Source organism: Bacillus sp. AK128, from assembly GCF_053903075.1.
The window spans coordinates 4,008,768-4,034,622 of sequence record NZ_CP096379.1; the positions used below are offsets into that span (position 1 = coordinate 4,008,768).

Consider the following 25,855-nt stretch of genomic DNA (forward strand, 5'->3'; position numbering starts at 1 on the left):
TCTCCACTACTCCTTATCTGAGGAATGAAGCCCCCTTGAGATCATTGCATCGTGAATTTTCATGCTTCGATGGTACGAGCGAATCAGTAGCACCCCTAATAATTCTCCAGATCTCCTGTATGAAGACCATGAAGCAAAACTCCTTATCGATAATCCTCTTGATTGTTGTGCATATAGCATTCTATCTATCTCATCCATTAAAACCGCCATATAGCGGAGGGTAATTTTCATAATCTCTACTAGAATGACTGGAAAACCTAGCTTTATAAATGTGTTAAACAGCTCTGTTGGTGAGGTTGTGGATAACAGCAAACAAATAATAAAATGGCAGATTAATAATTTACATATGAGAAGTAGAGCAATGGTTACGCCTTCCTTCGAAACTCCAAAGCCCCCCCAAACCTCAATGTCTCTCTCTCCTACTGTAAAAGGTAATAGTACAATGGCTCCTAAACCAAAGGGAATTAATAAAAGCATTCTCAAAAAAACATAGGTCCATTTAATCCTTGCAACCAAACATAAGGTAAATACAACAGTAAAAGATATACTTACCCAAAGAAAATCTTGAAGAGAAGCGCTGATCGCTAAAAGAGCTAATAAAAATATCACACGGCAGGTAGTATTGGAAATCATTTTATTTTTTGCTCCAACCTCTGATATATCAAAAAAGCCACCAAACAAGATTCTCACCTTCTCTTACATAAACAGGCCTGCTATTGGTGATAGCAAGCCTATTTTTTATTTACCTATTCTCTAGCAACTGACCTTCTATTGGCAAACCTTATAATACCAAAGGTTACAAGCCCGATGATGAGAATTCCGATTAGTCCTGATATAGAGGTGCTTACAATATCAGATGTAACAAACGAAACACTATAATCTGGAAAAATCTCAAAATAGGACCCTTTTTCCATTTCAATAAAGCTAAGATCATGAGCTACACGTTCCAACCCATCAGGTGACGAAGAGGCTAGCGGCGAAATGAATACTCCCAAAATAATAGTGATTATAGCCAATCCCCAAATGCGCTTATTCACTTTCATCATTACACAACCTCTTTTCGATCTAAGAGAGTAAAGGTTTGATCTTGCCTAATTAATAAATACCGAACGACCACCACCGTAATAATTCCCTCTCCTATGCCTATAATAGAATGCCAGGTAATCATTGCTTTTAATGCCGCTCCTAATGGAACAATTCCTGAAAGATATAACTCAAAAGCTACTGCAATCGCTGCGGCAACAAGTGATACCCACGAGGCTATAAACACACCTATCAGCAGCATTTTTTCCGATTTCATTTGTTGAAAAAGCTTGTAGATCAAGTATCCTAGCCATGGAGCAATGACCCCTACATTCAACAGGTTAGCCCCTATTGCCGTAATGCCCCCATCCTGAAAAAAGAGGGCTTGTATAATGACCACCGAGGCCATAACCAAGGTGGCTAACCATGGGCCAAACAAAATTGCTGCCAGCACACCACCAGCTAGATGTCCTGACGTTGCTCCAGCAACAGGAAAGTTAATCATTTGGGCTGCAAAGATAAAGGCCGTTACAATCCCAATGAGCGGAATATTTTGTTGATTATCCTCCAATTTGGTTTTCTTTACTGATAACGCAACAGCAGCAGCGGAAATTCCCATTGTTGAAGTCCATACGGTTAAGCTCAAAAATCCATCTGGTATATGCACATGGCACCTACTTTCTAAGCAAATTTTTTCCCAATCTTCCCTGCATCCACCATTGCCGCTAACACATCACAGATCACCCTTAATCCTAATAGGGCTGTCTGATCACTGACATCATATGGTGGAGACACTTCTACAAGCTCCATCCCACAAATACCCTCTCTTGCCACAATATCTAAAAACTTTAGACCCTCTCTCGGTAAAAAGCCTCCTGGCTCTGGCCAACCGGTTCCTGGAACAAAACCGCTATCAAAGCTATCAATATCAACACTTAAATAGACGGCTTTAGCTCCTTTCCACGCTTTTTCTAAGGCAATCTCTGCGACCTTCTCGATTCCTAATCTTTCTATATCTCCCATGGTAATAACCGTTGTATTAAATTTCCGAACATTTTTCACGGCATCTCTTGGAACCTGCCATCCACCAATTCCAACTTGAACTAAATTGGAGGCAGGAGCATTAGGAATATTAGTTGCATGAAACCAAGGAGTCGTATGCATCCTCTCATCCATGTCCTTTTCCTGTAAGTCTAGGTGGCGGTCCATATGAATAATCCCAACATTGCCATCCACGTGATCCGCAATTGCTCGAAGACAAGGATACCCAATGGCATGGTCTCCACCTAACATAACAGGAAGCGTGCCCTGTGAAAAAACATGAGAAACAGCTTTATAGATTTGGTCAAAACTCTTCTCTATATTAGCAATGGTAAATACATCACCGACATCACACATTTTTAACGATTCTCTTAAATCAACACTCTTTTCATAACTATAGCTCGTATAAAGCTTGGATATTCTACGAAGTGCCTCAGGGCCGTATCTAGTCCCTGGTCGATAGGTCGTTCCAATATCAAATGGGACTCCCATAAAGGCTACATCATACTCACCTACACGACGAACATCCTCTAGAAAAGGGGTTCTTAGGAAGGTGGCAATTCCAGCATACGCTGGTCTTGTTTCTCTTGTAAAAGTAGAAATGGTACGATCTCCAATGGAAGGGGCAGCCTCTAATCCATATTCAACTGAGCGTCTTAACATCTCTTTTCCTTCAATTTCAGGAATCTTGGCTTCTTCCATTGCTTTTTGAATTCCAAGCAAATCTGTTTCTCTTCCACTTTCCATCGCTTTCTTCTGACGGAAGCTCAATCCATGGTTGTCAAAAAAACTCAATCACTACACCTCTTTTCTAGATGTTTACGATTCTAAGTGTTCGGGTAAATGTATCACTTATTTATATTTTTCAACAGGAATCAATATTCCATATAAATCCAGAAGGCAAAAAAATAAACCAGCTCACAATAGAAGACTGGCTTACTTTTCTAACTCGTCAATTACAATTTTAGGTTTTACTTCTGGAGATCGAAGTAGCCGATGTAAATAGATTACTAAATACCCGTTTTTATAGTTCGCTTCAATTTTATCGGTTCGAACAGGATAAGGTAGCTTCACTTTCCGATGAACCGGACCTTGGTATAACTCCTCAATAATAGGTCTGAAATGGTATGACTCCGTCTGAACTTCACCAGTAACTGAAATGATATCATCATAGACATCAATATCTACTTCCTTTACCTTTAGCCCAGGTATTCTAAACACACACATCAATTCATGACCATATTCATATACATTTACTTTTATGCTAGAATTTTTACTTGTATTGGGCATGGGTTCTTTTTCTGTACCCGTACCAGTACCCGCATTCATTTTTTCAAACTCATCAAACATCGCAAAAAAATCCTCTCCTAAAAAAGAGGGCAACTTCTTCTTCCAATCTTGTGGCCAATCCTTGTTCAAGTTGAATCCCCCCATTACAACTGCTTTATCTTATTCTTATGTATGCGCTAGGCAATGGGTGTATATCTCTCATAGGGCAATCAAGCCAGACATACAATTAGCTTATATATATAAAGGAGGAAGGATATGTTAGAGAAAAAATTGGAGCATATGGAAGAGAGAATCACTCAACTATCGAGAGTGGATGATATGTTAAAAAATCGAATAGATGAAATACAATCAGTACTAGAGGATGTCATAAAAAGCACTTCAATTAACGATCAAGTACAACGTTCTGGGAATAAACAGCTAGAGGAAATTAATGAAGAGATGTTCCAAAAAACAATACGACTTCGAAACTTAATTGAATATTGTATAAAAAAAGAAATTCCTCCCACTCACAACATGTATTATCGCGCTTTAAACGGAGATCCCTAGAGGAAGCATGGGGACGGTTCTCTCGCTTGTCACTCATACTTTGATCACCTCGGGTTCAACGGGACACGCTTATTTAAACAGGAGGGAAAGATCATATCTTCCCCCCTTGTTTTTCTATTTAATTTCTTAATTTTTTTACTTCGTCTTTGGTTAGGCCAGTTGCCTCGATAATGGCTTCCAAGCTTACATTCAACTGCAATAACTTTACCGTAGTTTCAATCTTTTGTTCTCTTCTTCCTAGTTCTCTGCCTTCTTCTCTGCCCTCTATTTTCGTTTTTTCTCTCGCTTCATTTAGCAGATATTGACCTAGGACTGTATCCTCGATTGATAATCCCACAACTGAACCCTCCCTTTCAATAATTGGCTTCATTTCTCGAATCAAAGCAACCTCTTCTTCATATTGCATGGTTAGAAGCTTGTCTATGAATAATAATAACTTACGAATGTATTCTCTTTTAATACTCTCTTCCCTCATTTTATCTTGAAAAAGAATCGTCATCAAATGGCGTTTAAAATAATAGGTCATATTCTTTTCTTTCTTACTCTTTATGGCATATAATCCCGCTAAAATGACCAATGTAAATGGGTTATATTTTTGGATCAGTGCTCATCTTCATTCCTCTCCCTAAACAAAAAGGAGCACCTCAGATTTATTATCTAAGGTACTCATCTATCTATCTATTGTTAATTCCACATGGGTATTAAAGCGAGAAGTTCCAATTGATATTCAATCTGAATCTATTACTCTAAAGTATGGTTAGTATTGGAATAATTATTCATAATTGCTATACATATAAAGTGAAAATGAGCGTTTTAACATTTCCCTTGCCTTTTTACCCTATGCTCACCATCCACCTTGCTGCCTCTTCCTTTAAACCTTCCCAATTCTCTGACGAAATAAGGTCTTCACGTACCAATGCTCCTCCGGCACCGACAGCTGCTGCACCAGCATCTAAATAATCCCTAGCGTTATCAAAGGTGATGCCACCCGTCGTCATAATACAAATGTGACTCAAAGGACCTCTAACATCTTTAATGAATTTTGGTCCGAGTGTCGATGCAGGGAATAATTTAACCATGGATGCACCCAAATTAATTGCATGCTGCATTTCACTAGGAGTAAACACACCAGGAATTGCTGGAATACCACATTCATGTGCATACTTGATTACCTCTGAATCAAGTATTGGTGAGACAACAAATTGTGCCCCTGCACGTATGGCCCTCTTACAGTCATCTACGTTTAACACGGTCCCTGCCCCTATTAATATCTGATGACCAAACGTGTCTACAGACTCTCGAATAATGTCTTCGGCACGCTCCGTTTCCATTGTAATTTCTACAGCCCCAATTCCCCCATGCATAAGTGATTGTACAATTTGTTCACTTTTTTCATAGGGAATCTTTCTGAGAACTGGAATAATACGTACTTCCTTAAGCTTTTCTATAGTCACGAACTATCCCCCCCTTAAAACAAACTCTTCTTTGGAGACTTGTTTCATAAATTTTTTATAGTAGAGTGTGGTATCCAGCTTATAAAAAAACTACCGCTCAATCAGTTCCCTGGCACCTAAGAACACTTCCACTTCCTCTAACAATGGAAGACCTTCATTATCTCCATTTACTTGAACAACCATTGCTCCGATTGCATTGGCGAACTCTAATGCCTTTTCAATCGACCAACCTTGAATTACACCATAAAGGAAGCCCGCATCAAAGCCATCACCAGCTCCTACTGTATCAACAACCTTTTTTACAGGTATTCCAGGAAAATGCACCCATTGGTCGTCCATTAATAAGTAACACCCGTTGGCTCCATCCTTCATCACAACATGTTCAAATGAATATCCTTTTAATGCACTTATAAGTTCTTGATCATTACATGTTTCAAATAATAGTTCTAGCTCTTCACGTCCAACCAATAGATAATCTACATAAGGTAAGTAAGCAAGGATGGTTGTACGTGCCTCTTCCTTGGTCCATAAACGCAACCTAATATTTGGATCAAACGCAACCTTCACACCCAAACCTTTTGCCATTTGGATGGCTTTAGCGATTACTTCTCGGTTATTTTCTGAAATAGCTGGAAACACACCTGTTACATGCAAAATTTTTGAACGTGCTATATAGGTTTCTGGTAATAAGTCAGGAGTTAATGTATCTGTTGGCGACTTCTGACGGTAGTAAAAAGTACGACCAGATCCTGATTCTTGAACCTCTTTAAAATTCAAGGATGTCGCATAGCCATCAGCCAACTTTACTTCCGATACATCAATTCCTTCTCCACGCATTGTATTAATAATATGGCGACCAAATTCGTCTTTCCCCAACCTACTAATCCAACCAGTTTTTAAACCTAATCTAGCACACCCCAGAACAACATTTAATTCTGCTCCTCCTATTTTCCGTTGGAACTGATTAACAAAACGGAGCGGTCCCTTAGTCTGGGGGTCGAAAGTGATCATGCCGTCCCCGATTGTAATAATATCCATACTCTCTCCCTCTTTACTCGTTTTTTAACCGCTCTTCTTAAACTATCTGCCTAACCAACCACCATCTACAGCAATCGTATAACCGTTGACATAGTCAGAAGCACTTGATGCTAAGAAAATAGCAGCACCTCTCATATCCTCCGGTTTCCCCCATCGACCTGCAGGTATACGTTCGAGGATTTGTCTACTACGAGTTTGGTCATCGATTAAAGCAGTGTTCATTTCCGTTTCCATATAACCAGGTGCAATACAATTTACATTTACCCCATGGCGAGCCCATTCATTAGATAGTGCCTTTGAGAATTGCATAACCGCTCCCTTACTCGCCGCATAGGCAGGAACAGTCAATCCACCTTGAAATGAAAGTAGGGAGGCAATATTAATGATCTTACCCTTACCTTTTTCAATCATCATTTTTCCTACCTTTTGGCACATAAAGAATACAGAATTTGCATTTATATCCATAACGAAATCCCAATCCTGTTTTGGAAACTCTACTGAAGGGTGTCTTTTTTGAACACCCGCATTGTTTACTAAAATATCAATCGTACCCATTTCCGAAACAATTTGGTCAATTAGCTGGTCATAACCATCAAAGTCTTGTAAATCAAAGTTAATACCAAGAGCTTTTACACCTTCGTCTTTAATTTCTTTTATTACTTCGTCACTAACATTACGTGCAATCACTACTACATTTGCACCAGCACTGGCTAAGCCTAAGGCCATTTCTTTACCTAAACCCCTATTTCCACCAGTTACGACAGCTACTTTTCCATTTAAGTCAAATAAAGAATTCATATTTATTCACTTCTTTCTTTCAAACACTTTATTGATAAAAGTGCAATTAGAATTTATACATCACCTTAACCGCATCTGTAACAGTAGTTAACAAGTCAAAGCCACCCTGCGCTTCTTCTGGAGAGAGTACATGAGTGATCACCTTTGAAAATTCCCTCTTGTTACTACTTAAAAGTTCTGTGGCAATTTCAAAGTCTTTTTCTGTATACACCCGTACAAACCTGATGGTAAGTTCTTTGAACATCCCTTGAAGTAAGTTGACTTCAGCTGGCTTTTTATAAGCTGCAACAATTACAATATTACCCCTAACCTTTACAATGTCGGTTACCTTAGAAACGACTGATGAATGACCCGCACAATCAAAGACAAAATCAGCTCCTACTCCGTTTGTCCAAGCATTTATTTTTTCACTTACATCATCGTTCAAAGGATTGATCACCTCAAAGCCCATTTCCTTTGCTTTTTGGAGGCGTAATGCATTTGTTTCAACAATAGTGGTGTTAACTGCCCCATACTTTTTTAATGTTAATGCTACACACAAGCCAATCGTCCCGGCACCGAACACTACCACGTTGTCCCCTGGAAGATAACCACCTTGTCTAGCCGCATGAACCGCTACTGCCACCGGCTCCGTTAGTGCACCCAACTCTAATGAAATTCCTTCTGGAAGAGGTATAATACATTTTTCAGGAACTTTAACAAATTCAGCCATTCCTCCATCACAGTCGATCCCAATTAATTGGAGATTCTCACAAACATGAGTTTGTCCTGTCTTACATGGAATACATGTTCCACAGGTTAGCAATGGGTTTACCGTCACAGGAGCTCCAATTTTTAAAGTAGGGTGATGACTAGCAATTGTTCCGGAAAACTCATGGCCCATTACTAGTGGTTCAGTAGCTCGTGGATGTGCTCCTGCATAAATATTTAAATCTGTTCCACAAATCCCAACATAGGATGTCTTAATAAGCACCCATCCTTCTGTTGTCTTAGGTACATCTGTTTCCTTATATGTGATCTTTTCGGGACCTTCATAAACAATCGACTTCATCATAGGTACTCCTTTTTATAAGGTTTGATTTATAAAGGCATTCTGAATAGTAAAGGCAAGATTTTTACTTTTACTTATACATGCAATCTATAAACCTAGCATATTCGGAATAAACAATGTTAGTTGTGGTATATACGTCACCAATAACAAAACAAGAACGGCTAACGCAAAGAATGGTAATAAAGGTCTCACAACATTTTCTATTTTTAGATTGGCTACCTTGGCTCCAACAAATAATACGGGGCCAACTGGAGGTGTTATTGTACCGATACTGAGATTAAACACAATCATAATTCCAAAGTGGACCGGATCAATTCCAAAGCTTGTTGCTATTGGTAAGAAAATAGGTGTGAAGATTAACACAGCTGGTGTCGGGTCCATAAATGTTCCAACAATTAATAAAACAAGATTCATTATTAATAAAATAATAATCATATTATCTGAGAATCCGAGTAATGCATCTGCGATAATTCCAGGAATATTTGTAAACGCCATCACCCAAGACATAATGGAAGATACACCGATTAAAAAGATTACTATTACTGTTGTTCTAGTAGATTCTAATAAAATTCGCGGCAAATCTTTAAATTTGATCGTACGGTAGATGAAGGATAAAAGTAAGGAATAGACAACAGCAATTGCAGAACCCTCTGTAGCAGTAAAAATACCACCTATAATTCCGCCAATTACAATTACAATTAGTAATAAGCTTGGTATCGCATCTAAAAAAACACGTAAAGCGGTAAGGAAATTAACACGTTGTTCACCTTTATAGCCATATCGCTTTGCTAAGAAAAAGGCAACAACCATACAAGCCAATCCCCAAAGAATCCCTGGGATATAGCCTCCCATAAATAAAGCTGCAATTGAAGTTCCACCACTAGCCAACGAGTATACAATAAGTGTGTTACTCGGAGGAATCAACATTCCTGTTGGAGCTGATGCGATGTTAACCGCTGCGCTAAATTCTCGTTTGTATCCCTCTTTTTCCTGTAGTGGTCCCATCGTTCCACCAACAGCTGCTGCTGCTGCAACAGCAGATCCACTGATTGAACCAAACATCATGTTTGCCACCACATTGGTTTGAGCAAGTGAACCAGGTAAACGTCCACTAAGAACTTTCGCACAATTCACTAACCTAATCGCAATTCCGCCATTATTCATTATGACTCCCGCAAGTATAAAGAATGGAATGGCAAGAAGGGTGAATGAATTCATTCCAGTAAACATACGCTGTGCAGATGTTAATAAGCCGTTATCAAAGCCTACAATGGCGAACATAGCAAGTACCGACGCAACCCCCACACTAATGCTTATTGGGGTACCGATTACAAGCAATAACAAAACACCAAAGAATAGGATTAATGCGGCTAGAACGGCAATATCCATATAAAATACTTCCTTTCCAACTTAGTTACTATCAATTGGTTCTATAGGCTGTTGTTCTCGCTTATTAATGCTTTCACAAATGTTATATACACTGTAAAAAATAATAAATAGTCCGCTAACTGGAATTGCAGAATATAAGTATCCTACCGGAACCCCTAATGAAGCCGAAACCTGTGTCCATGCAAGTGTGGTTGCGCTATATCCTCCCTTTACTAAAACAAGGGCAGCAAAAAATATCACCACAAGCTCAATAAATACTTCCACAGCTACTTTTAATTTCAGTGGAAACCGATCCTTAATAAATTCAATGGCCATATGACCTCTTTCACCAAATACATAAGCAGCTCCGAAAAGCACAAGCCAGACAAAACAATATTTAGCTAACTCTTCGGAAATAACACTCGGATCGTTAAAAACGAACCGAGTGATTACTTGCCAAGTGACGAGTAGAACAAGAAAGCCAAACAAGAAAATACTTACTGTTCCTAAAACCTTATCTAATAGTTTTTTGATACTATTCATAGAATCACTCCATCAATTATTTAGCAGCAGCACGTACCTTTTCATATAGTTCTTTTGCAGTATCAGTGGTTAATTTCTCTTCAACCAATGGACGAACGGCATCTTGGAAAAGTGTAATATCAACCTCATTGAATTTTGCACCTGCTTCTTCGGCAGCTTTCTTCGCCACTTCTACTTCTTGATCCCACATTTCTACTTCTTGATCAATAGCAGCAGCTAGCTCTTCTTCCAGAATTTCTCTATGTTCTTCGGACATACCATTTAAAAGTTCCGTATTCATGATTAAGTAATCCGGGAACATTAAGTGTTGTGTATACGAATAATAAGGTGCAATTTCCACATGTTTTAAATTCGAAAATATAAGCTCATTATTTTCTCCACCATCTAGCACTCCTGATTGGATAGCTGTATATACTTCACCCTGCCCCATTGGAGTACCAGTTCCACCCATTAATTCCATCATCTCAATATTTGTATCACTCTCAATGATACGAATCTTTAACCCAGCTAAATCTTCTGGAGTGTGGATCGGCTTTTCTTTGTTATAAACGTTTCTTACTCCGCCGTGGAATGCTCCTAAGACACTCATTTTTTCAGATTCCAAAGACTTATATAGGTCTCCAACAATAGCCGGGTCGTTTATAACAGACATTTGATGATCTTTGTTATCAAATACATATGGCAAATTAAATACAACAAAGTCTTGATTTAAGTTCTCTAATAATCCACCTACTACTACAGACATTGCTATTGTTCCTGATTGTACTAACTCCATTGTTTCACGCTGTGCTCCAAGTAGCTCATTTGGATAAAGCTCAATTTTATAAGCGCCATTAGTACGTTCTTCTAGCTTCTTTCCTAGTTCCTCAATTGCTTTATACTGTGGATGATTTTCTGGTTGATTGAAAGCAACCTTTAATACAGTTGTTTCTCCACTTTCATTAGCTGATTCACTATTTCCAGAACCCCCTTCATTTCCACATGCAGCAACTAACAACAGCAAGAAAACGGTTACAACAATACTTAAAGACCTAATTGCTTTTTTCATTTTTAAAATTCCCCCTATTTTTATTAGATTTGATTTACTGGGTAGTGAACCTTTTCGCCTTTTATAAACCTAACTGCCTCTTCGGCAACCTTACGTTTTAACTCTTGTGCTGCTTGTTCTGAATACCATGCCATGTGAGGTGTGCACAGGAAGTTTTCATGACGAAATAATTTTGAATCAGCAGGTAATGGCTCGATAACAGCTACGTCAACTGCTGCTCCTGCAATCCATTTCTCTTCAAGAGCAAGATCTAAAGCATCTTCGTCAATGATTCCACCTCTTGAAACATTGATAAGGAAGGCGGTAGATTTCATTTTCTTTAGCTCAGCCGTGCTGATTAAATGGTGAGCTTGATCTGAAGGACAGTGGATTGAAACGACATCTGATTTCTCTAATAACTCTTCTAGCTCTACATATTCAACACCGTCTAATAGCTGTCTTGTGTTGTTATTTCGAAATTTCGGATCGTAACAAATCACCTTGCACCCAAGTGCCATGACCTTTCTTGCAAAGGATGAACCAATTCTACCAAGTCCTATAACGCCTACAGTTTGTTCACTATGCCTAAAAATAGGAATACTTTTTTGATAATCCCATTCTCCTTTGCGAACAGCTGTGTTCATTAAAGGTATTTTTCGTGTATGCGCTAACATTAAAGCTAATGCATGATCAGCAACTTCATTTGTACCATAATCAGGCACGTTACAAACTTGAATACCAAGCTTGGTGGCAGCTTCCAAATCAACATTATTCACACCTACTCCGTAACGGACTACCAGCTTTAAATCTGGCAGTTTTTCCATTACCTTTTCGGTTAGTTTTGCATACTGGTTAATGAATACCGTTACTCCCTTACCTTCTTTAATTACATCTTGTTCTGTTTTACATTGCTTTAATTCAAAAGGTATTGAAGCCTTCGTAAGAACGTTTGATTCAATTTCGATACTTTCATGATCACAATCTGTAATAAGTACCTTTTGATTCATCATTACACTCACCTTCTTCGTTGTAGTAAAATAGCTTCTATATTAACGTAAATCCTTCATATTAACATGGTCCATATCGTCAAAATCTTGATTTTCTCCACACATTCCCCAAATAAATGTATAGTTCTGAGTACCCATTCCTGAGTGAATCGACCAACTTGGAGATAATACGGCCTGTTCATTACTCATCAAGATATGACGTGTTTCATGGGGCTGTCCCATTAGATGGAAAACACGTGTATTTTCCTCCATATTGAAATAAAAGTAGACCTCCATACGACGTTCATGAGTATGACATGGCATGGTGTTCCAACCACTACCTTCTTCTAGTACCGTCATTCCCATACTTAATTGGCAAGATTCTAATACATCAGGATGTATGAACTGATAGATTGTTCTTTTATTCATTTTTGCATCTTCACCTAGAGGACGAGCGATTGCATTTTCTAACGTAACTTTTACGGTAGGATATTTCTTATGAGCAGGACAAGAATTCAGATAAAACTTGGCTGGATTTGAAGAATCATTTGATGCAAATACTACATCCTTCTGACCGCGCCCTATGTAGATACCTTCTTTATTATTAATCTTATAATCCACTCCATCAATCGTGATTTTTCCATCACCACCCACATTGATGACCCCTAACTCACGACGCTCTAAGAAATAAGCAGCTGCTAGTTCTTTTCCCGCATCTAATGTTAACGCTTTCGTTACTGGCATTGCTCCGCCGTATATAATTCGATCCACATGACTATAGGAGAGTTCAATTTGGTCACTGCTAAATACTGTTTCCATTAAGAACTCTTCTCGTAGCCTGTCTGTCGTGTAGCTTTTTACATCTTCTGGATGATGTGCATAAAGGGTTTTCATTTCTTGATACACTCCTTTTCATGTTTTAATTACGCTTACAATTTTTAATAGGTTTTTTAACTGTTCCACAATGCGGAACTATATTCCAATAACCACAGACTTATCATAAACTGTATTCTGAATACTTTCAATACTAAATTTTATTTTTTTAAGTTTATCTTTAATAGCAATGCTCTATTTACATTTTTGACCTTTTTTACTATTATAAAATTGGAACAGGATTTCATTTTTATACTAAAATACTTCTATTTTTTATAGAACTAGGAGGAAAAATCGTGTCTAATGTTCAGTCTTTAGAGCGAGCTCTCACTCTGTTAAATGTATTATCCGATTATCCTGATGGTATTCAAATTACGACACTATCTGAAATAGTTGGTTTGTCTAAAAGTACTACACACAGGCTATTAGCTACTCTATTAAACATGAATTATGTTATAAAGGACGAGGTTTCTGAAAAATATAAATTAGGGTACCAGCTTATTTATTTATCCCGAAATATATTGAGTAACTTAAATGTCATTGAAGTAGCAAAACCCTTCTTAGAGAAACTTTCACAAAAAATAAATGAGACTATTCACTTATGTATTGAAGATAATGGAGAAGTTATTTACGTTGATAAAATTGAAAGTAACCAAACGATTCGAATGTATTCTAGAATTGGAAGTCGTGCACCAATGTATTGCACAGGGGTTGGAAAAATTCTACTTTCTGATATGACAAGAGCTAGGTACGAGGAAGTAGTATCGAGGATGGAATTTGTCCCCAAAACGGCGAAAACAATTATCTCTAAACAAGAACTAGACGAAGAAATTGAGAGAGTTAGATATCAAGGTTACGCTCTAGATAATATTGAGAACGAAGAAGGTATACGTTGTATATCTGCCCCTATACGAAATTTCCAAGGGAAAATTATCGCTAGCTTCAGTATATCTGGTCCTAGCAATCGAATTACAATGGAACGTGTACAGGATGAGCTTATTCGAGAGATTCGGGATACTTCAGCAGAGATATCACGTCACTTAGGCTATCAGAATTAAAAAAAACTTCTTTAATCCACCTTAATAATCAAAAGATTGATCTCTTTTGATTATTAAGGTTTTTTATTTCAGAAGAGTGTCTTAGGAAAAGAAACTTCTGCCTCTATTTCCACCTGCTGATATAATAAAATTCCAAACTTAATACAAACTAAATATTCATTGAAATAACCAAAAAGAGAGCAAAAAGTAGCATAAATGAGATAACACTCGAAAATACGACAAAAATCGTTAAATACTAAATATTTTGAATATTTACAATTAACTATTAAAAGTTGTATTATTAGGACAAGCCAAACAGAAAGGATGAAGCAAATGAAACTTACATACGGTATACCTTGAAGGAGAAAGAAGAAGGGGCGTGATACCAATGAAGTAATGAAAGCTGATATGTACAAATGGTATATGAGCATGTACTTTAATTACTACCCATAGGAGTGGTGCTAATGTAAATAAGCAATTACCTATCTTAATAGAAGGAGGACAAGGCAAAGAAATATTAGTAGCAAAATCTATCAAACTTGTACAAGAATTCACTACATTCTATTAGAAAAGGTGATTCCAATGGAAAACAGAAAGGCGAAGGCATAGCAATAGATGCTGGGATTTTAAATTAACGGAAAAGGATTTGGATGGTAGTTTCCTAGAAAGGATTATAACGTGGATATTATTATAGTATAGCGATCTTGCCGTTCCTACATCATCGGAATGACAAGATCGCTATTTATTTTGTTAAAATTGGAACAGGCATATAATTCTTCATAATCCCGCTTCAACATCATATCAATTTCGTTAGATGTATAAGGTGCAATAATAGTATAATCACGAATCATTTTACCCACCAAAGAAAATTCCCCTTGCTTCTCAAGCTCCCATAAACATCTCTTAAAGACCTTGAAATGTGAAGAAAACATTCTTCTACTTCTACACCAATCCCAAAATATTTTCGAATAAATCATCTCGACGAAACAGAATCTCCCTAAATCGCTTTAATATATTTCAATTCCTTTCCTTATTTCCTTAATCTGAATAATTCTCAAAAGATAAAAAACGTTTTGTTATGTTAACTAAATTGACTCAAGAGAATAAAAGAGTAGCTGACTTAATAGAGTATAGAAGGAGTATAAAGCCTGGAGGTAATGGAAAGTGAGGAAAAATATCCATATACAATATGATCATTTATTAGGAGATTTAAACGCAGGTTTCGTTGTTGCTCTGCTATTACTACCACAATGCGTTGCGTATGCTATAATCGCAGGTGTTCCTCCAGTTATAGGTCTTTATGCGGCAACGCTCCCACCTTTAATCTATTGCTTATTCGGCTCCTCTAATCAACTATCAGTTGGACCTGTTTCAATTGTTTCTTTATTGGCCTTTTCGGGTGTCTCTGAAATTGCAACACCAGGAACAGCACTGTTCTTAGAAACAATTATTTTACTTGGTTTAATGGTGGGGAGTATTCAGTTTTTCCTTGGAATAATGAGGACAGGTTCCCTGTTTGAATACATCCCTCACTCTGTTGTAAATGGCTTTACTATGGCAATAGCATTAATTATTGCTTGTAATCAGTTAGATTCAGTCTTTGGATTAGAACTAAAATCTCATCACAACCCCTTTTATAATATAATTGATATCTTCAATCACTTTCATGAAGCTAATTTGATTTCCTTAGGAATTGCAATAATTACAGTTATCGGCTTAGTACTCATAAACAAAAAATCTACTATACCGATAGGACCAATCATCGTTATTATAATTTCGATTTCATTAGTAAAATTTGGACAACTTCAAGCTCATGGAGTTTCCATCATCGGGGAGCTTCCAAAAGGGTTACCAAATTTTGAAATTCCTACATTTTCCTACAAAATTTTATCTACTTTAATTCCAACTGCATTAGGAATAGCGTTTATTTCTTTTATAGAGTCCTTCGCAGTCGCTAAAAATATTTCTCAAAAGGAAAATCGTTCTCTTAACATAAATAAAGAATTAGTGGGTTTAGGTTTATCCAATATTAGCACATCTTTTATTGGGACAATTCCGGTATCCGGTGCATTTTCCAGAACAGCTGTAAACCATAAGAGTGGGGCAAAAACAAAGATATCACTACTTACAAGTGCGTTTCTAGTCGTTGTTTCTTTACACTACTTCACTTCAATGTTCTATTTTCTACCATATGCTAGTCTCTCTGTTGTAATTATTTATTCCATTTTAGGTTTTGTAAATGTTACTAGTTTTCTAAAATATCTAAGACAAGTCAACTTTGATTCTTTCATTTATTTTTCTACCTTTATTTCAACTCTATTTATTGGAACACTGATAGGTTTTGCAATCGGAGTTTTGGGAAGTATACTGTGTTATATGCTTAATCGAGTGCTCTTTTACCGTGCATATAAAAGCTAAAAGTGCTGTATGATTAACAGCACCTTTAGCTTTTTATTATTCAAAATATATAGTTTCTGTTCTAACCATTGTATCTGGAACATGATTGAAGCCTTTTACGTTCTTTTTCATAGCTTTGTAGTCTTTTTCATGATAAATAAAGACATAAGGGGCATCTTCCCATAGCATTGCCGCCGCTTCCTTATACATTTCAGCACGAGTCTCTTGATCAGTTGTTGTACGTGCATCTAATAGCAGTTGATCAAATTTTGGGTTGGAATACTTTGAATAATTGTTTGGTCCTCCTGTATTAAAGCGTCCATATGAGTTCCCATCTGGATCAATACGACCACTCCACCCTAACCGCGCTGCTTCAAATTCCCCAGTACTTAGTTGCTCTAGCAATGTACCAAACTCCACTAGTTCAAGCTCCATTGTAATTCCAACAGCTTTTAACATTTCCTGCATCATCTGAGCCATTTGTTGTTCTTCTGGCTTAGGGTTAATTTTCAGAGTAAAGCTTAAGTTACTAGCACCAGCTTCCGCAAGTAAAGCCTTTGCTTTGTCAGGATCTGCTTTTGGCGCATCCTCACCACTATGTGCCCAACTTGTTGGTGCAAATGGACCAGTTGCTGGTATTACCCCATCATGGAATACTACTTTAGCAATTGCGTAACGATCTATTGCTATATTGATTGCTTGGCGTACTTTTGGGTCTTTGAATTTTTCATTTTCAATATTCAGGTACATACCTTGGAAACCAATAGGTCCCTGTTCCATTAATGTTATGTCTGGATTCTCACTCAAACTCTTAATATCTTTAAATGCAATTCGATTTACGATATCAATATCTCCTGAAACTAAGTTAGTAATACGTACATTCGAATCAGAATAAGGTTGGATTACGATATTTTTTATAGCTGGTAGCTCTCTCCAATAATCTTCAAATCTGACAAGATTAATATGACTTTGCTTCTCACGGTCTACAAATTTATATGGTCCAGTTCCAACTGGAGAGTTGGCAAAGTCATCCCCTAACTCTTCTGCTGCAGTAGGTGATACCATCATACCTGCACGATCAGTTAATGTAGCCAAGAATGGAGCAAAAGGGTCTTTTAGTTTGACATCCACTGTGTACTCATCAACTACTATAACCTCCTGTATTAATTCCACTTCAGCTTTTCGTGGTGAACCAAATTCAGGATCTAGCATTCTCTCAAAATTGTACTTAACTGCCTCTGCGTTAAAGGGGGTCCCATCATGGAATACAACTCCTTCTTGTAGAACGAAGGTGTAGGTCTTTCCATCTTCAGAAATTTTCCATTCCTTTGCTAGTTCTGGAATAAATTCTAAATTCTCGTTAATATCTAGGAGTTTATTGTAAATACTTTGGAAGGTTTGACGGTCAACTGCCGCTGATGAACGATGTGGATCTAGTTGTGGAGGATCATCATCTAATCCAATTACTAACGTATCTTTGCTCTCTTTTTCAGAAGTCTCTTCATCCTCTTCAGTCGGTGTGGTTTCTGGAGTAGCTGCAGTTGAACAACCAGAAATCAACAGAAAAGCAATTACCGAAAATAAACCAATCAAGAACTTGTTCATAAATCTTCCTTCCCCCTTTTTATTTATATAACTTACGTAAAAAGCTTAAGTAGTATCCCTCATGTTACAAAAGATACCATCTTATGTAACTTAATATACAACATCATTTATCATTATGTAAAGAGTTATTTTCATAATATTCCGTTTTGTCTGAAAAATAACCATATTACTTAACAAATGAATAAATACCTAGCTACTGCAAACCCTTTCACCTTACAAAAATACCAGTATGTTTGTTATTAAAACAAAATTTGTTAAACAAAATAAATAGGAGATTAGACTTTTTAGTAGTCTAATCTCCTTAACATTTCATTGTAAAAATACACCGCCATAAACTAACGCCCCAACTATTACATAAGCAGGATGAACTTTCATTTTTTCCAAAAGTAAGAAACCTACAACAATTAATATAATTGTTTGCATTATTCCAGCATCAATGTAAGAAGTTGAGAAGAAATTAAAAGTCATTACACCTAATAAAACCGCAATAGTAGGTCGAATATAATTCGTCATTCGCTTAACCTTTGGTGAGTCTTTGAATTTATATAAGATTCCAAGTAAAATAATCATTAATATAAGAGATGGTGCTACTGTGGCAAAAATCCCTACTACTGCCCCCAGAATCCCGCCCTGCTGATAGCCAATATAGCCAGCCATTTTGGTAGCTATTGGACCAGGTAGCGCATTACCGAGCGCCAAAACCTCACTAAATTCAGAAACGGTCATCCACTCATATTGATCAACTACTTCATTTTCTACAAGTGGGATAGATGCTGGTCCACCGCCATACCCGACGATACCCGGTATAAAAAAAGCTAAAAATATATACCAATAAATCATAGACCAACACCCCTTTCAACCGGCTGCTCTATCTCAGTATCTTTATCCTTTTTAAGCAATGCAAAGGCTAATAGACTACCGATAATAATAGCAGGATGGATGTGTAGAAACTCTATTAAAACTAGACTAGCAATTACAATTATAATGGCATACAACCAACCAAGTGTTTCTTTTGACTTCTTGAAGAAGTCCCATGTTAAACTTGCAAGCATCACACCTACAATCGGTACTACCGCCTTTGACATCCCACTAACCCAGGCTAGATCTTTATAGGATGAAAGAAATGTTAGTAACACAATCATCAAAATAATCGTTGGTACAATGGTCGCTAAAACTGCATTAATCATACCCAGTACACCAGCTACCCGGTAGCCTATATATCCAGCCATTTTCGTTGCAATAGGCCCAGGTAATGTATTTCCTAAAGCTAATACATCAGCAAAATCATCTTCATTCATCCACTTATATTTATCAACAACTTCTTTATGAACAAGTGGAATTGAAGACGGTCCTCCACCATATCCCAACATACCAACTCTAAAAAAAGCTAAAAATAGGTGAACATGTCTCAAATGAATCCAGCCCCCTTATGAATTTTCTTTACCATGCTGCAATTGAGCCGTCTGTTCTTGATTCAGTTCCACCAACAAGAACACCTGTCTTTGGATTTCTCCATATAATCTGCCCTCGGCCAAATCCTCCACCATCAAGAGCAATCTGAATTTCATGCCCTTTACGAGCTAATTCCTGCGCGATATGGTTAGGAAATGTAGGTTCAACCAACACCTTCTTTCCTTCTACCCACTGCCACCGTGGTGCATCCAATGCTGCCTGCGGATTTAAATGGAAATCAATTGTATTCATGATGACTTGAGCATGACCTTGTGGCTGCATATATCCCCCCATTACTCCAAAAGGACCGACTGCTTCATGGCCCTTAGTTAAGAAACCAGGGATTATCGTATGATAAGTCTTCTTACCTGGCTCTAACGCATTTTCATGAGTCGGATCTAAAGAGAAGTCATGACCACGATTCTGAAGAGCAATTCCTGTACCTGGAACAACAATCCCAGAACCAAATCCCATATAATTGCTTTGTATGAAAGATACCATATTTCCTTCTCCATCAGCTGCAGCTAAATAAACCGTACCACCACTCGGAGGAGTACCCGGTTCTGGCAATATGGCAGTTTCATTTATTAGACTACGTCTCTCAGCCGCAAACTCTTCTGATAAAAGTTGTTCGGCAGAATAGGACATCTTTTGGGGATCAGTTACATACTTCTTTCCATCAGCAAATGCTAATTTCATAGCTTCAATTTGCTTATGGTACGTATCAACAGCTTCCTTTTCGCTAAAATTAAAACCTTTTAATATATTAAGAGCCATTAAGGCTACTATTCCCTGTCCATTAGGAGGAATTTCCCACACATCATATCCACGGTAGTTAACGTTAATTGGTTTAACCCATTCTGGCTTATATTCCGCTAGATCTTCAGCAGTAATATATCCTCCGTGTTCCTTTGAAAATTGGTCAATTTTCTTAGCTAATTCACCACGGTAAAAGCTCTCTGCATTTGTTTCTGCAATAGAACGTAATGTATCTGCATGCCCCTTTGAACTCCACACTTCTCCAATTTCAGGTGCCTGATCATCTGGAGCAAACGTGTCAAACCACCCCTTATACTCATCACCTTTAAATATTTCTTTAAACCTCTTAAAAGCACGGTTCCAATTCTTCCCTAGAGTAGGAGATACCACAAACCCCTTTTCTGCATAATCAATAGCCGGTTGTAAAACTTCAGTTAATGGTAGTTTTCCAAATTTACGCGACAATTCGGCCCATGCTGAAGGTGCTCCAGGTACTGTTACCGGTAATAAACCAAAAGTTGGCACTTTCTCGTGTCCTTGTGCTTTCAATGCATCAATTGATATAGACTTTGGTGCAGGTCCGCTCGCGTTAAGTCCGTGAAGTTCTCCCTTTGTCCAAACTAATGCGAATGCGTCTCCCCCAATCCCGTTTGACGTAGGCTCAACAACAGTTAAGCATGCAGCTGTTGCAATCGCTGCATCTATCGCATTACCGCCATTTTTCAATATATCTAATCCGGCTTGCGCAGCTAGTGGTTGAGAAGTTGCAACCATTCCGTTTTGGGCAAAAGTTGTTACCCGCTGAGAAGGATATGGATAATTTAAATAATCAACGTTCATGTAAATTCCCCTTTTCATTAAAAAGTAACATTTGTAAAAATCAACTATAAACTACTTATGGATCTTCTCATCAATAAACGAAAGCAAAACTATTAAATTATCAAACAAGTTGTTTTATCAGAAACTCGTTCGAAGGGAAAGGTCCTTACCAGTGATAAGGACCCTCCTTTTATGCATAATGACATGCTACAAAATGATTTTTCTTCATCTCTGAAAATACTGGCTCTTCCTGACGACACTTATCTGTCGCAATAGGGCATCTTGTATGAAAGCGGCATCCTGAAGGAACATTTAAAGGACTAGGTACATCCCCTTTTAAGATGATTCGTTCTCGTTTCTTTTCTTCGTCAGTGGAAGGAATCGCTGATAGTAAGGCTTGTGTATATGGATGCATCGGGCCATCATATAAGCTTTTTTTATCAGCAAGCTCTACAATCTTACCCAAGTACATAACCGCTACTCGATCACTCACATGCTTAACAACGCTTAAATCGTGAGAGATGAACAAGTAAGTTAACTGATGCTCTTGCTTTAGGCGCTGTAACAGATTTAAAATCTGGGATTGAACAGATACATCTAAAGCCGAAACTGCTTCATCACAAACAATTAGTTTCGGGTTTACACTTAATGCCCTCGCAATTCCAACACGTTGCCTTTGTCCACCAGAAAATTCATGTGGAAAACGGTAATAGTGCTCTGCTGCCAAGCCTACTTCAACTAATAGATTACAGACATAATCATAAGCTTTATTTTTGGGAACTATTTGATGTGCATGCACAATTTCAGATAGCATTGCCCCTACTGTCATTCTAGGATTTAATGATGCATAAGGGTCCTGGAAAATAATTTGAAGATCTTTACGTTTTTCACGCATACTTTTTTTAGAAATATGGGTAATATCTGAGCCCTCAAAAACAATGGAGCCAGAACTAGGTTCATGCAGACGAAGAATCGCTCTCCCCATGGTTGATTTACCACAGCCCGATTCTCCTACAATTCCTAAAGTTTCACCCTTTTTTAATATAAAAGAGATACCATCCAAAGCTTTTACAACTTGCTTCTCTTTTGAAAACAGACTCTGACTAGCAACTGGAAAGTATTTTGTTAAGTCCTCGACCTCAAGAAGATTTTGTTGAGGCGATTTCACTAATGGAAGACTCATATAATTCACCCTCCTTTTCCTTAATCCATTTGTCCGTATATTTCCAACAGCTAACTGAATGGTCTTGATCTACTGCTACAAGAGGAGGATTACTCTCTACACATAACCCTTGAGCAAATGGGCATCGATCCGCAAATCTGCATCCTACTGGCATTGCATCAGGTGAGGGAACAGACCCTTTAATGACATATAATTCTTTTATCTCATTTTCATCATCCATACTAGGAATACACTTCATCAATCCATCGGTGTATGGGTGTAATGGATTTTTGAATATAGCTCTTCTAGTACCATATTCAACAGCTTTTCCTGCATACATGACTAATACCTTGTCTGCCATTTCTGATACGACTGCAAGGTCATGGGTAATCATAATGATTCCCATTTCTAATTCCTGCTGTAGGTTCTTCATTAATTCAAGTATTTGCGCCTGAATGGTTACATCGAGTGCAGTCGTTGGCTCATCTGCGATTAGTAATTCTGGATTACAACTTAAAGCAATTGCAATCATAACACGCTGCCTCATTCCCCCGCTAAGTTCATGGGGATAGGCATCTATTCTCTTTTCTGGAGAAGGAATACCAACAAGTCTTAACATTTCAATTGCTTTTTGACGAGCTTCTACTTTGCTAAGCTTTTGGTGAATGATTATGGTTTCTGCAATCTGCTTTCCAACCGTCTGAACTGGATTTAACGAAGTCATAGGCTCTTGGAAAATCATTGAAATTTGGTTCCCACGAATTTTACTCATTTGTTTCATTGATTTCCCAGCAAGATTTTCTCCTTTTAGAAGGATTTCACCTTCAATTTCACCTGTTTTCGGAAGTAACCCCATCACTGACAGGGAGGTCATACTTTTCCCACAACCAGACTCACCAACAATACAGAGTGTTTGTCCCTTCTCTACAGAAAAGGATAAACCAGCAACAATATTTGTCTTTTTTTTCTTTGAAGCAAAGCTTACCTTTAAATCGTTTACCTCTAGTAAAGATTTTGTCATCTGACCTATCCCTCCTTTCGTTTCACTAGATTAATCGTATATGGAAACAAATCTCGTTGACATACCCCATAAATTCGAATCAGCTCATTAACAGGGTCATGATGTTCATCTACTCGAAGATCAATAAATGGATATTCTTGATCATCAACTATATACAGAGCAGAGGACTGTTTTCCTCTTTTATCTCCGCCTGCTTCTTGACCACTTTTTAGTGTTGCTAACATTCTATCTGGGAAGCTTTCATTATCTAATTCTTCAAATCTTTTAAACATAGCTTCTAGCGTCTCTGGCCCAGTTAACATATTACCTGCGACCACAAATTGTGATCCTATTAGATGCCCTTGCCAAGGAACTGTCTCCGAACCTGTGAAGGCATTTGCACCTCCAGTATGATCAACAATAGCTACTTGCCTTCTCTCTCGTTCTTGATCATCCTGTAATAATTGAACTATTACTTGATCCACGTCTATTCCTTGGGATAAGTATTTCAGACCATCAATTCCATAAAAAGGGTTGACTAGTGCCTGGGTGGAAATGGCACCAACACCTGCTTTAACATACGGTGCTAATGAACCAACAGCCGGTCTTGCAGTTGATACGGCAACTCCAAGCATTCCTGTTTTTTTACATCTAGCCGTAATAGAAAAAGTATTGAATTCTACCAATGTTATCTCTCCCTTATTTTAGTTTTGGATCTAATGCGTCACGGAGTCCATCACCAAATAAATTTATGGAAAGCACGGTTAGAAATATAAATAGTCCTGGGAAAAGTGAAATCCAAGGTGCGTCCCCTAAGTAACCTTGCCCCATTGATAACATAGCTCCCCAACTAGGTGTTGGAGGTTGCGTCCCCAATCCTAAGTAACTCAAAGAAGCTTCTGCGATAATGGCTGCCGCAATTGATAGAGTTGCCTGAACCAATATTGGTGGTAAACAGTTAGGGAATACATGTACAAACATTATTTTAAGGTCACTTATACCTGATGCTTTTGCAGCAGTTACGTACTCTCTTTCACGTTGACTTAACACTTCAGCTCTCATTAACCGGATAAAATTCGGTGTAAAAATAATCCCTATCGCAATCATTGCATTTTGTAGACCAGCTCCTAATACAGCAGCAAGTGATAATGCTAATACTAGAGGTGGAAAAGATAACAGTGCATCGGTAAAACGCATAACTACATACTCATCTAGTACGCCGCGGTAATATCCAGAAAAAAGTCCTACCGGAATTCCAATTATTAAAGCGATTCCTACAGATATAATACCAGCTTGCATAGAAACTCTTGCTCCATATATAATTCGACTAAGTATGTCTCGTCCTAGCTCATCTGTACCTAGCTTATGTTCTTCATTTGGAGCTTGAAGAAACTTGGCATAATCCTGTTCCGTAGGATCGAAGGGTGATATAAGTGGTGCAAAAAGTGCCATAAAAATTAGTGAAAGTGTGAATAACCCACCTATTACGGCAAGTTTATTTTGAAAAAAGCGAGAAAACATCTGCTTCATCATTTTTTTCTTCGGATTTTCTACAACAGTAGGCATTACTTGATTAGAACGAACAACTTCCATTTATGACTGCCCCCCTGTTAACTTAATTCTAGGATCAAGAACGGAATATAAAATATCAATTAAGAAGTTTACGACAACAACAGCGATTGCCATAAATAATACGGCACCTTGTACAACTGGGAAATCTCTTGTTAAAATGGCGTCGATTACTAATCGGCCAAGCCCAGGAACTGCAAAGATGGTTTCCGTAATAACCGCCCCTCCTAAAAAGGTTGCTAGTTGTAATCCACTTACTGTTACAACAGGTATTAATGCATTCTTTAAAGCATGGCCAATTACCACACCTTTCTCTAGCACACCTTTCGCATAAGCAGTTCTAATGAAATCAGCTTGTAAAACTTCCAACATACTTGAACGGAGCATCCTCGTTATCTCTGCACTCAAACGTACTCCAACTGCGAATGCCGGTAAAATCATTAATAGCATACTTTTTTTGAAATCTACCCAAGGCTCTACATACCCTGATGGAGGTAACCATCCCAAGGAGATAGAAAAAATAAAGATTAATAGAATACCTAGGAAGAATGGAGGTATTGATACCCCAGATAACGCAAAAGTTGTTCCAAAGTAGTCCCAAAAAGTCCCTTTCCTTGTAGCAGAAATAATACCAGCAGGAATTGCGATAATCAAAGCAATTAGGAATGACATTACTGTTAGTTGAAACGTAACAGGTAATTTTTGTAATAACACTGTTAGAACAGGCGTGTTATCCTTTAGTGAATTACCAAAATCACCTTGAAGGACATTGGTCACCCAGCTTAAATACTGTACATGAAGAGGATCATTCAGACCCATTTTTTCTCGAAGAGCATGTAGTGCTTCTTCTGTTGCTTCTTGACCTAATATCATTCTTGCAGGATCTCCTGGTGTAAGGTGGACTAACGAAAACACAATAATACTAACGATAAATAAAATAACAATCATTAGACCTAATCTTCTTACTAAAAACTTAATCATCTTTACGTCCCTCCTTTTAAATGATTAAACACATCG

General features: G+C 37.8%; 28 protein-coding genes. 3 read left to right on the top strand and 25 right to left on the bottom strand.

Going from position 1 to position 25,855, the window contains the following annotated elements:
- Nucleotides 1-6 precede the first annotated feature (6 nt).
- The 5 genes from cbiQ to M1D60_RS20135 form a co-directional block, all read right to left on the bottom strand.
- Entirely contained in the window at nt 7-681 is a 675-nt protein-coding gene (cbiQ, locus tag M1D60_RS20115) for a cobalt ECF transporter T component CbiQ (protein ID WP_456276601.1), read from the bottom strand.
- 65 nt (nt 682-746) lie between these two features.
- Nucleotides 747-1,046: a PDGLE domain-containing protein gene (locus M1D60_RS20120; RefSeq protein WP_456276602.1), complete on the bottom strand. Its 300-nt coding sequence runs from the start codon at nt 1,044-1,046 to the stop codon at nt 747-749.
- Nucleotides 1,046-1,690 (bottom strand): energy-coupling factor ABC transporter permease, encoded by a 645-nt coding sequence (locus M1D60_RS20125; protein ID WP_456276603.1) that lies wholly within the window; start codon nt 1,688-1,690, stop codon nt 1,046-1,048. The genes M1D60_RS20120 and M1D60_RS20125 overlap by 1 nt, the downstream gene beginning before the upstream one ends.
- A gap of 14 nt (nt 1,691-1,704) precedes the next feature.
- Nucleotides 1,705-2,859, bottom strand: coding sequence for an agmatinase family protein (locus M1D60_RS20130; RefSeq protein WP_456276604.1), 1,155 nt, complete (start codon nt 2,857-2,859; stop codon nt 1,705-1,707).
- Nucleotides 2,860-3,000: 141 nt separating this feature from the next.
- Nucleotides 3,001-3,483, bottom strand: a complete 483-nt coding sequence (locus tag M1D60_RS20135) for an Hsp20/alpha crystallin family protein (protein WP_456276605.1) — start codon at nt 3,481-3,483, stop codon at nt 3,001-3,003.
- A 126-nt stretch (nt 3,484-3,609) separates the two neighbouring features.
- On the opposite strand from M1D60_RS20135, the gene M1D60_RS20140 reads away from it, so the two are divergent.
- Nucleotides 3,610-3,900: a hypothetical protein gene (locus M1D60_RS20140; RefSeq protein ID WP_456276606.1), complete on the top strand. Its 291-nt coding sequence runs from the start codon at nt 3,610-3,612 to the stop codon at nt 3,898-3,900.
- A gap of 118 nt (nt 3,901-4,018) precedes the next feature.
- Here M1D60_RS20140 and M1D60_RS20145 read toward each other — a convergent pair whose 3' ends face one another.
- The 10 genes from M1D60_RS20145 to kduI form a co-directional block, all read right to left on the bottom strand.
- Complete coding sequence (locus M1D60_RS20145; RefSeq protein WP_456276607.1) at nt 4,019-4,426, bottom strand: hypothetical protein; 408 nt, start codon at nt 4,424-4,426, stop codon at nt 4,019-4,021.
- Between the two features lie 307 nt (nt 4,427-4,733).
- Complete coding sequence (locus tag M1D60_RS20150) at nt 4,734-5,354, bottom strand: bifunctional 4-hydroxy-2-oxoglutarate aldolase/2-dehydro-3-deoxy-phosphogluconate aldolase (protein WP_456276608.1); 621 nt, start codon at nt 5,352-5,354, stop codon at nt 4,734-4,736.
- A gap of 90 nt (nt 5,355-5,444) precedes the next feature.
- Nucleotides 5,445-6,392: a sugar kinase gene (locus M1D60_RS20155; RefSeq protein ID WP_456276609.1), complete on the bottom strand. Its 948-nt coding sequence runs from the start codon at nt 6,390-6,392 to the stop codon at nt 5,445-5,447.
- A 42-nt stretch (nt 6,393-6,434) separates the two neighbouring features.
- A complete protein-coding gene (gene kduD, locus M1D60_RS20160; RefSeq protein WP_456276610.1) occupies nt 6,435-7,190 on the bottom strand; it encodes a 2-dehydro-3-deoxy-D-gluconate 5-dehydrogenase KduD in 756 nt (251 codons plus the stop codon).
- A 46-nt stretch (nt 7,191-7,236) separates the two neighbouring features.
- A complete protein-coding gene (locus M1D60_RS20165; RefSeq protein WP_456276611.1) occupies nt 7,237-8,244 on the bottom strand; it encodes a zinc-dependent alcohol dehydrogenase in 1,008 nt (335 codons plus the stop codon).
- A gap of 84 nt (nt 8,245-8,328) precedes the next feature.
- Nucleotides 8,329-9,624 (bottom strand): TRAP transporter large permease, encoded by a 1,296-nt coding sequence (locus tag M1D60_RS20170; RefSeq protein WP_456279503.1) that lies wholly within the window; start codon nt 9,622-9,624, stop codon nt 8,329-8,331.
- A 27-nt stretch (nt 9,625-9,651) separates the two neighbouring features.
- The gene (locus tag M1D60_RS20175; protein WP_456276612.1) at nt 9,652-10,152 is read right to left on the bottom strand and encodes a TRAP transporter small permease; all 501 of its coding nucleotides are present in this window, start codon (nt 10,150-10,152) and stop codon (nt 9,652-9,654) included.
- Nucleotides 10,153-10,168: 16 nt separating this feature from the next.
- Nucleotides 10,169-11,200: a TRAP transporter substrate-binding protein gene (locus M1D60_RS20180; protein ID WP_456276613.1), complete on the bottom strand. Its 1,032-nt coding sequence runs from the start codon at nt 11,198-11,200 to the stop codon at nt 10,169-10,171.
- Nucleotides 11,201-11,223: 23 nt separating this feature from the next.
- Nucleotides 11,224-12,189, bottom strand: coding sequence for a C-terminal binding protein (locus M1D60_RS20185; protein ID WP_456276614.1), 966 nt, complete (start codon nt 12,187-12,189; stop codon nt 11,224-11,226).
- 39 nt (nt 12,190-12,228) lie between these two features.
- Entirely contained in the window at nt 12,229-13,059 is an 831-nt protein-coding gene (gene kduI / locus M1D60_RS20190; RefSeq protein ID WP_456276615.1) for a 5-dehydro-4-deoxy-D-glucuronate isomerase, read from the bottom strand.
- 275 nt (nt 13,060-13,334) lie between these two features.
- Between kduI and M1D60_RS20195 the strand changes: the two genes are divergently transcribed.
- Nucleotides 13,335-14,096, top strand: coding sequence for an IclR family transcriptional regulator (locus M1D60_RS20195; RefSeq protein ID WP_456276616.1), 762 nt, complete (start codon nt 13,335-13,337; stop codon nt 14,094-14,096).
- A gap of 692 nt (nt 14,097-14,788) precedes the next feature.
- Here M1D60_RS20195 and M1D60_RS20200 read toward each other — a convergent pair.
- Complete coding sequence (locus M1D60_RS20200) at nt 14,789-14,938, bottom strand: hypothetical protein (RefSeq protein WP_456276617.1); 150 nt, start codon at nt 14,936-14,938, stop codon at nt 14,789-14,791.
- Between the two features lie 301 nt (nt 14,939-15,239).
- On the opposite strand from M1D60_RS20200, the gene M1D60_RS20205 reads away from it, so the two are divergent.
- Complete coding sequence (locus M1D60_RS20205) at nt 15,240-16,493, top strand: SulP family inorganic anion transporter (RefSeq protein WP_456276618.1); 1,254 nt, start codon at nt 15,240-15,242, stop codon at nt 16,491-16,493.
- A 36-nt stretch (nt 16,494-16,529) separates the two neighbouring features.
- On the opposite strand, the gene M1D60_RS20210 is transcribed toward M1D60_RS20205, so the two are convergent.
- The 9 genes from M1D60_RS20210 to nikB form a co-directional block, all read right to left on the bottom strand.
- Entirely contained in the window at nt 16,530-18,077 is a 1,548-nt protein-coding gene (locus M1D60_RS20210) for an ABC transporter substrate-binding protein (RefSeq protein WP_456276619.1), read from the bottom strand.
- A gap of 309 nt (nt 18,078-18,386) precedes the next feature.
- Nucleotides 18,387-18,917, bottom strand: coding sequence for a chromate transporter (locus M1D60_RS20215; protein ID WP_456276620.1), 531 nt, complete (start codon nt 18,915-18,917; stop codon nt 18,387-18,389).
- A complete protein-coding gene (locus M1D60_RS20220; RefSeq protein ID WP_456276621.1) occupies nt 18,914-19,489 on the bottom strand; it encodes a chromate transporter in 576 nt (191 codons plus the stop codon). The genes M1D60_RS20215 and M1D60_RS20220 overlap by 4 nt, the downstream gene beginning before the upstream one ends.
- Nucleotides 19,490-19,517: 28 nt before the next feature.
- On the bottom strand, nt 19,518-21,128 hold the full coding sequence (ggt, locus tag M1D60_RS20225; protein ID WP_456276622.1) for a gamma-glutamyltransferase: 1,611 nt from the start codon (nt 21,126-21,128) through the stop codon (nt 19,518-19,520).
- A 169-nt stretch (nt 21,129-21,297) separates the two neighbouring features.
- Nucleotides 21,298-22,290, bottom strand: a complete 993-nt coding sequence (locus tag M1D60_RS20230) for an ABC transporter ATP-binding protein (RefSeq protein WP_456276623.1) — start codon at nt 22,288-22,290, stop codon at nt 21,298-21,300.
- Nucleotides 22,247-23,290 carry an ABC transporter ATP-binding protein gene (locus M1D60_RS20235; RefSeq protein ID WP_456276624.1) on the bottom strand — a complete coding sequence of 348 codons (1,044 nt, stop codon included), beginning with the start codon at nt 23,288-23,290 and terminating at the stop codon, nt 22,247-22,249. The genes M1D60_RS20230 and M1D60_RS20235 overlap by 44 nt, the downstream gene beginning before the upstream one ends.
- Nucleotides 23,291-23,295: 5 nt before the next feature.
- Entirely contained in the window at nt 23,296-23,955 is a 660-nt protein-coding gene (locus M1D60_RS20240; protein WP_456276625.1) for a DUF1028 domain-containing protein, read from the bottom strand.
- Between the two features lie 13 nt (nt 23,956-23,968).
- The gene (locus M1D60_RS20245; RefSeq protein ID WP_456279504.1) at nt 23,969-24,802 is read right to left on the bottom strand and encodes an ABC transporter permease; all 834 of its coding nucleotides are present in this window, start codon (nt 24,800-24,802) and stop codon (nt 23,969-23,971) included.
- A 60-nt stretch (nt 24,803-24,862) separates the two neighbouring features.
- Entirely contained in the window at nt 24,863-25,819 is a 957-nt protein-coding gene (gene nikB / locus M1D60_RS20250; protein WP_456276626.1) for a nickel ABC transporter permease, read from the bottom strand.
- Nucleotides 25,820-25,855: the final 36 nt, after the last annotated feature.

Excerpts from the sequence above, each read along its gene's own strand:
- M1D60_RS20180 (WP_456276613.1), bottom strand. The coding sequence starts at position 11,200 with ATGAAAAAAGCAATTAGGTCTTTAAGTATTGTTGTAACCGTTTTCTTG.
- kduD (WP_456276610.1), bottom strand. The coding sequence starts at position 7,190 with ATGAATTCTTTATTTGACTTAAATGGAAAAGTAGCTGTCGTAACTGGT.
- kduI (WP_456276615.1), bottom strand. The coding sequence starts at position 13,059 with ATGAAAACCCTTTATGCACATCATCCAGAAGATGTAAAAAGCTACACG.
- M1D60_RS20230 (WP_456276623.1), bottom strand. The coding sequence starts at position 22,290 with ATGAGTCTTCCATTAGTGAAATCGCCTCAACAAAATCTTCTTGAGGTC.
- M1D60_RS20235 (WP_456276624.1), bottom strand. The coding sequence starts at position 23,290 with ATGACAAAATCTTTACTAGAGGTAAACGATTTAAAGGTAAGCTTTGCT.
- M1D60_RS20120 (WP_456276602.1), bottom strand. The coding sequence starts at position 1,046 with ATGATGAAAGTGAATAAGCGCATTTGGGGATTGGCTATAATCACTATT.
- M1D60_RS20210 (WP_456276619.1), bottom strand. The coding sequence starts at position 18,077 with ATGAACAAGTTCTTGATTGGTTTATTTTCGGTAATTGCTTTTCTGTTG.
- ggt (WP_456276622.1), bottom strand. The coding sequence starts at position 21,128 with ATGAACGTTGATTATTTAAATTATCCATATCCTTCTCAGCGGGTAACA.
- M1D60_RS20245 (WP_456279504.1), bottom strand. The coding sequence starts at position 24,802 with ATGATGAAGCAGATGTTTTCTCGCTTTTTTCAAAATAAACTTGCCGTA.
- M1D60_RS20215 (WP_456276620.1), bottom strand. The coding sequence starts at position 18,917 with ATGATTTATTGGTATATATTTTTAGCTTTTTTTATACCGGGTATCGTC.
- nikB (WP_456276626.1), bottom strand. The coding sequence starts at position 25,819 with ATGATTAAGTTTTTAGTAAGAAGATTAGGTCTAATGATTGTTATTTTA.
- M1D60_RS20155 (WP_456276609.1), bottom strand. The coding sequence starts at position 6,392 with ATGGATATTATTACAATCGGGGACGGCATGATCACTTTCGACCCCCAG.
- M1D60_RS20165 (WP_456276611.1), bottom strand. The coding sequence starts at position 8,244 with ATGATGAAGTCGATTGTTTATGAAGGTCCCGAAAAGATCACATATAAG.
- M1D60_RS20145 (WP_456276607.1), bottom strand. The coding sequence starts at position 4,426 with ATGACCTATTATTTTAAACGCCATTTGATGACGATTCTTTTTCAAGAT.
- M1D60_RS20175 (WP_456276612.1), bottom strand. The coding sequence starts at position 10,152 with ATGAATAGTATCAAAAAACTATTAGATAAGGTTTTAGGAACAGTAAGT.
- M1D60_RS20140 (WP_456276606.1), top strand. The coding sequence starts at position 3,610 with ATGTTAGAGAAAAAATTGGAGCATATGGAAGAGAGAATCACTCAACTA.
- M1D60_RS20185 (WP_456276614.1), bottom strand. The coding sequence starts at position 12,189 with ATGATGAATCAAAAGGTACTTATTACAGATTGTGATCATGAAAGTATC.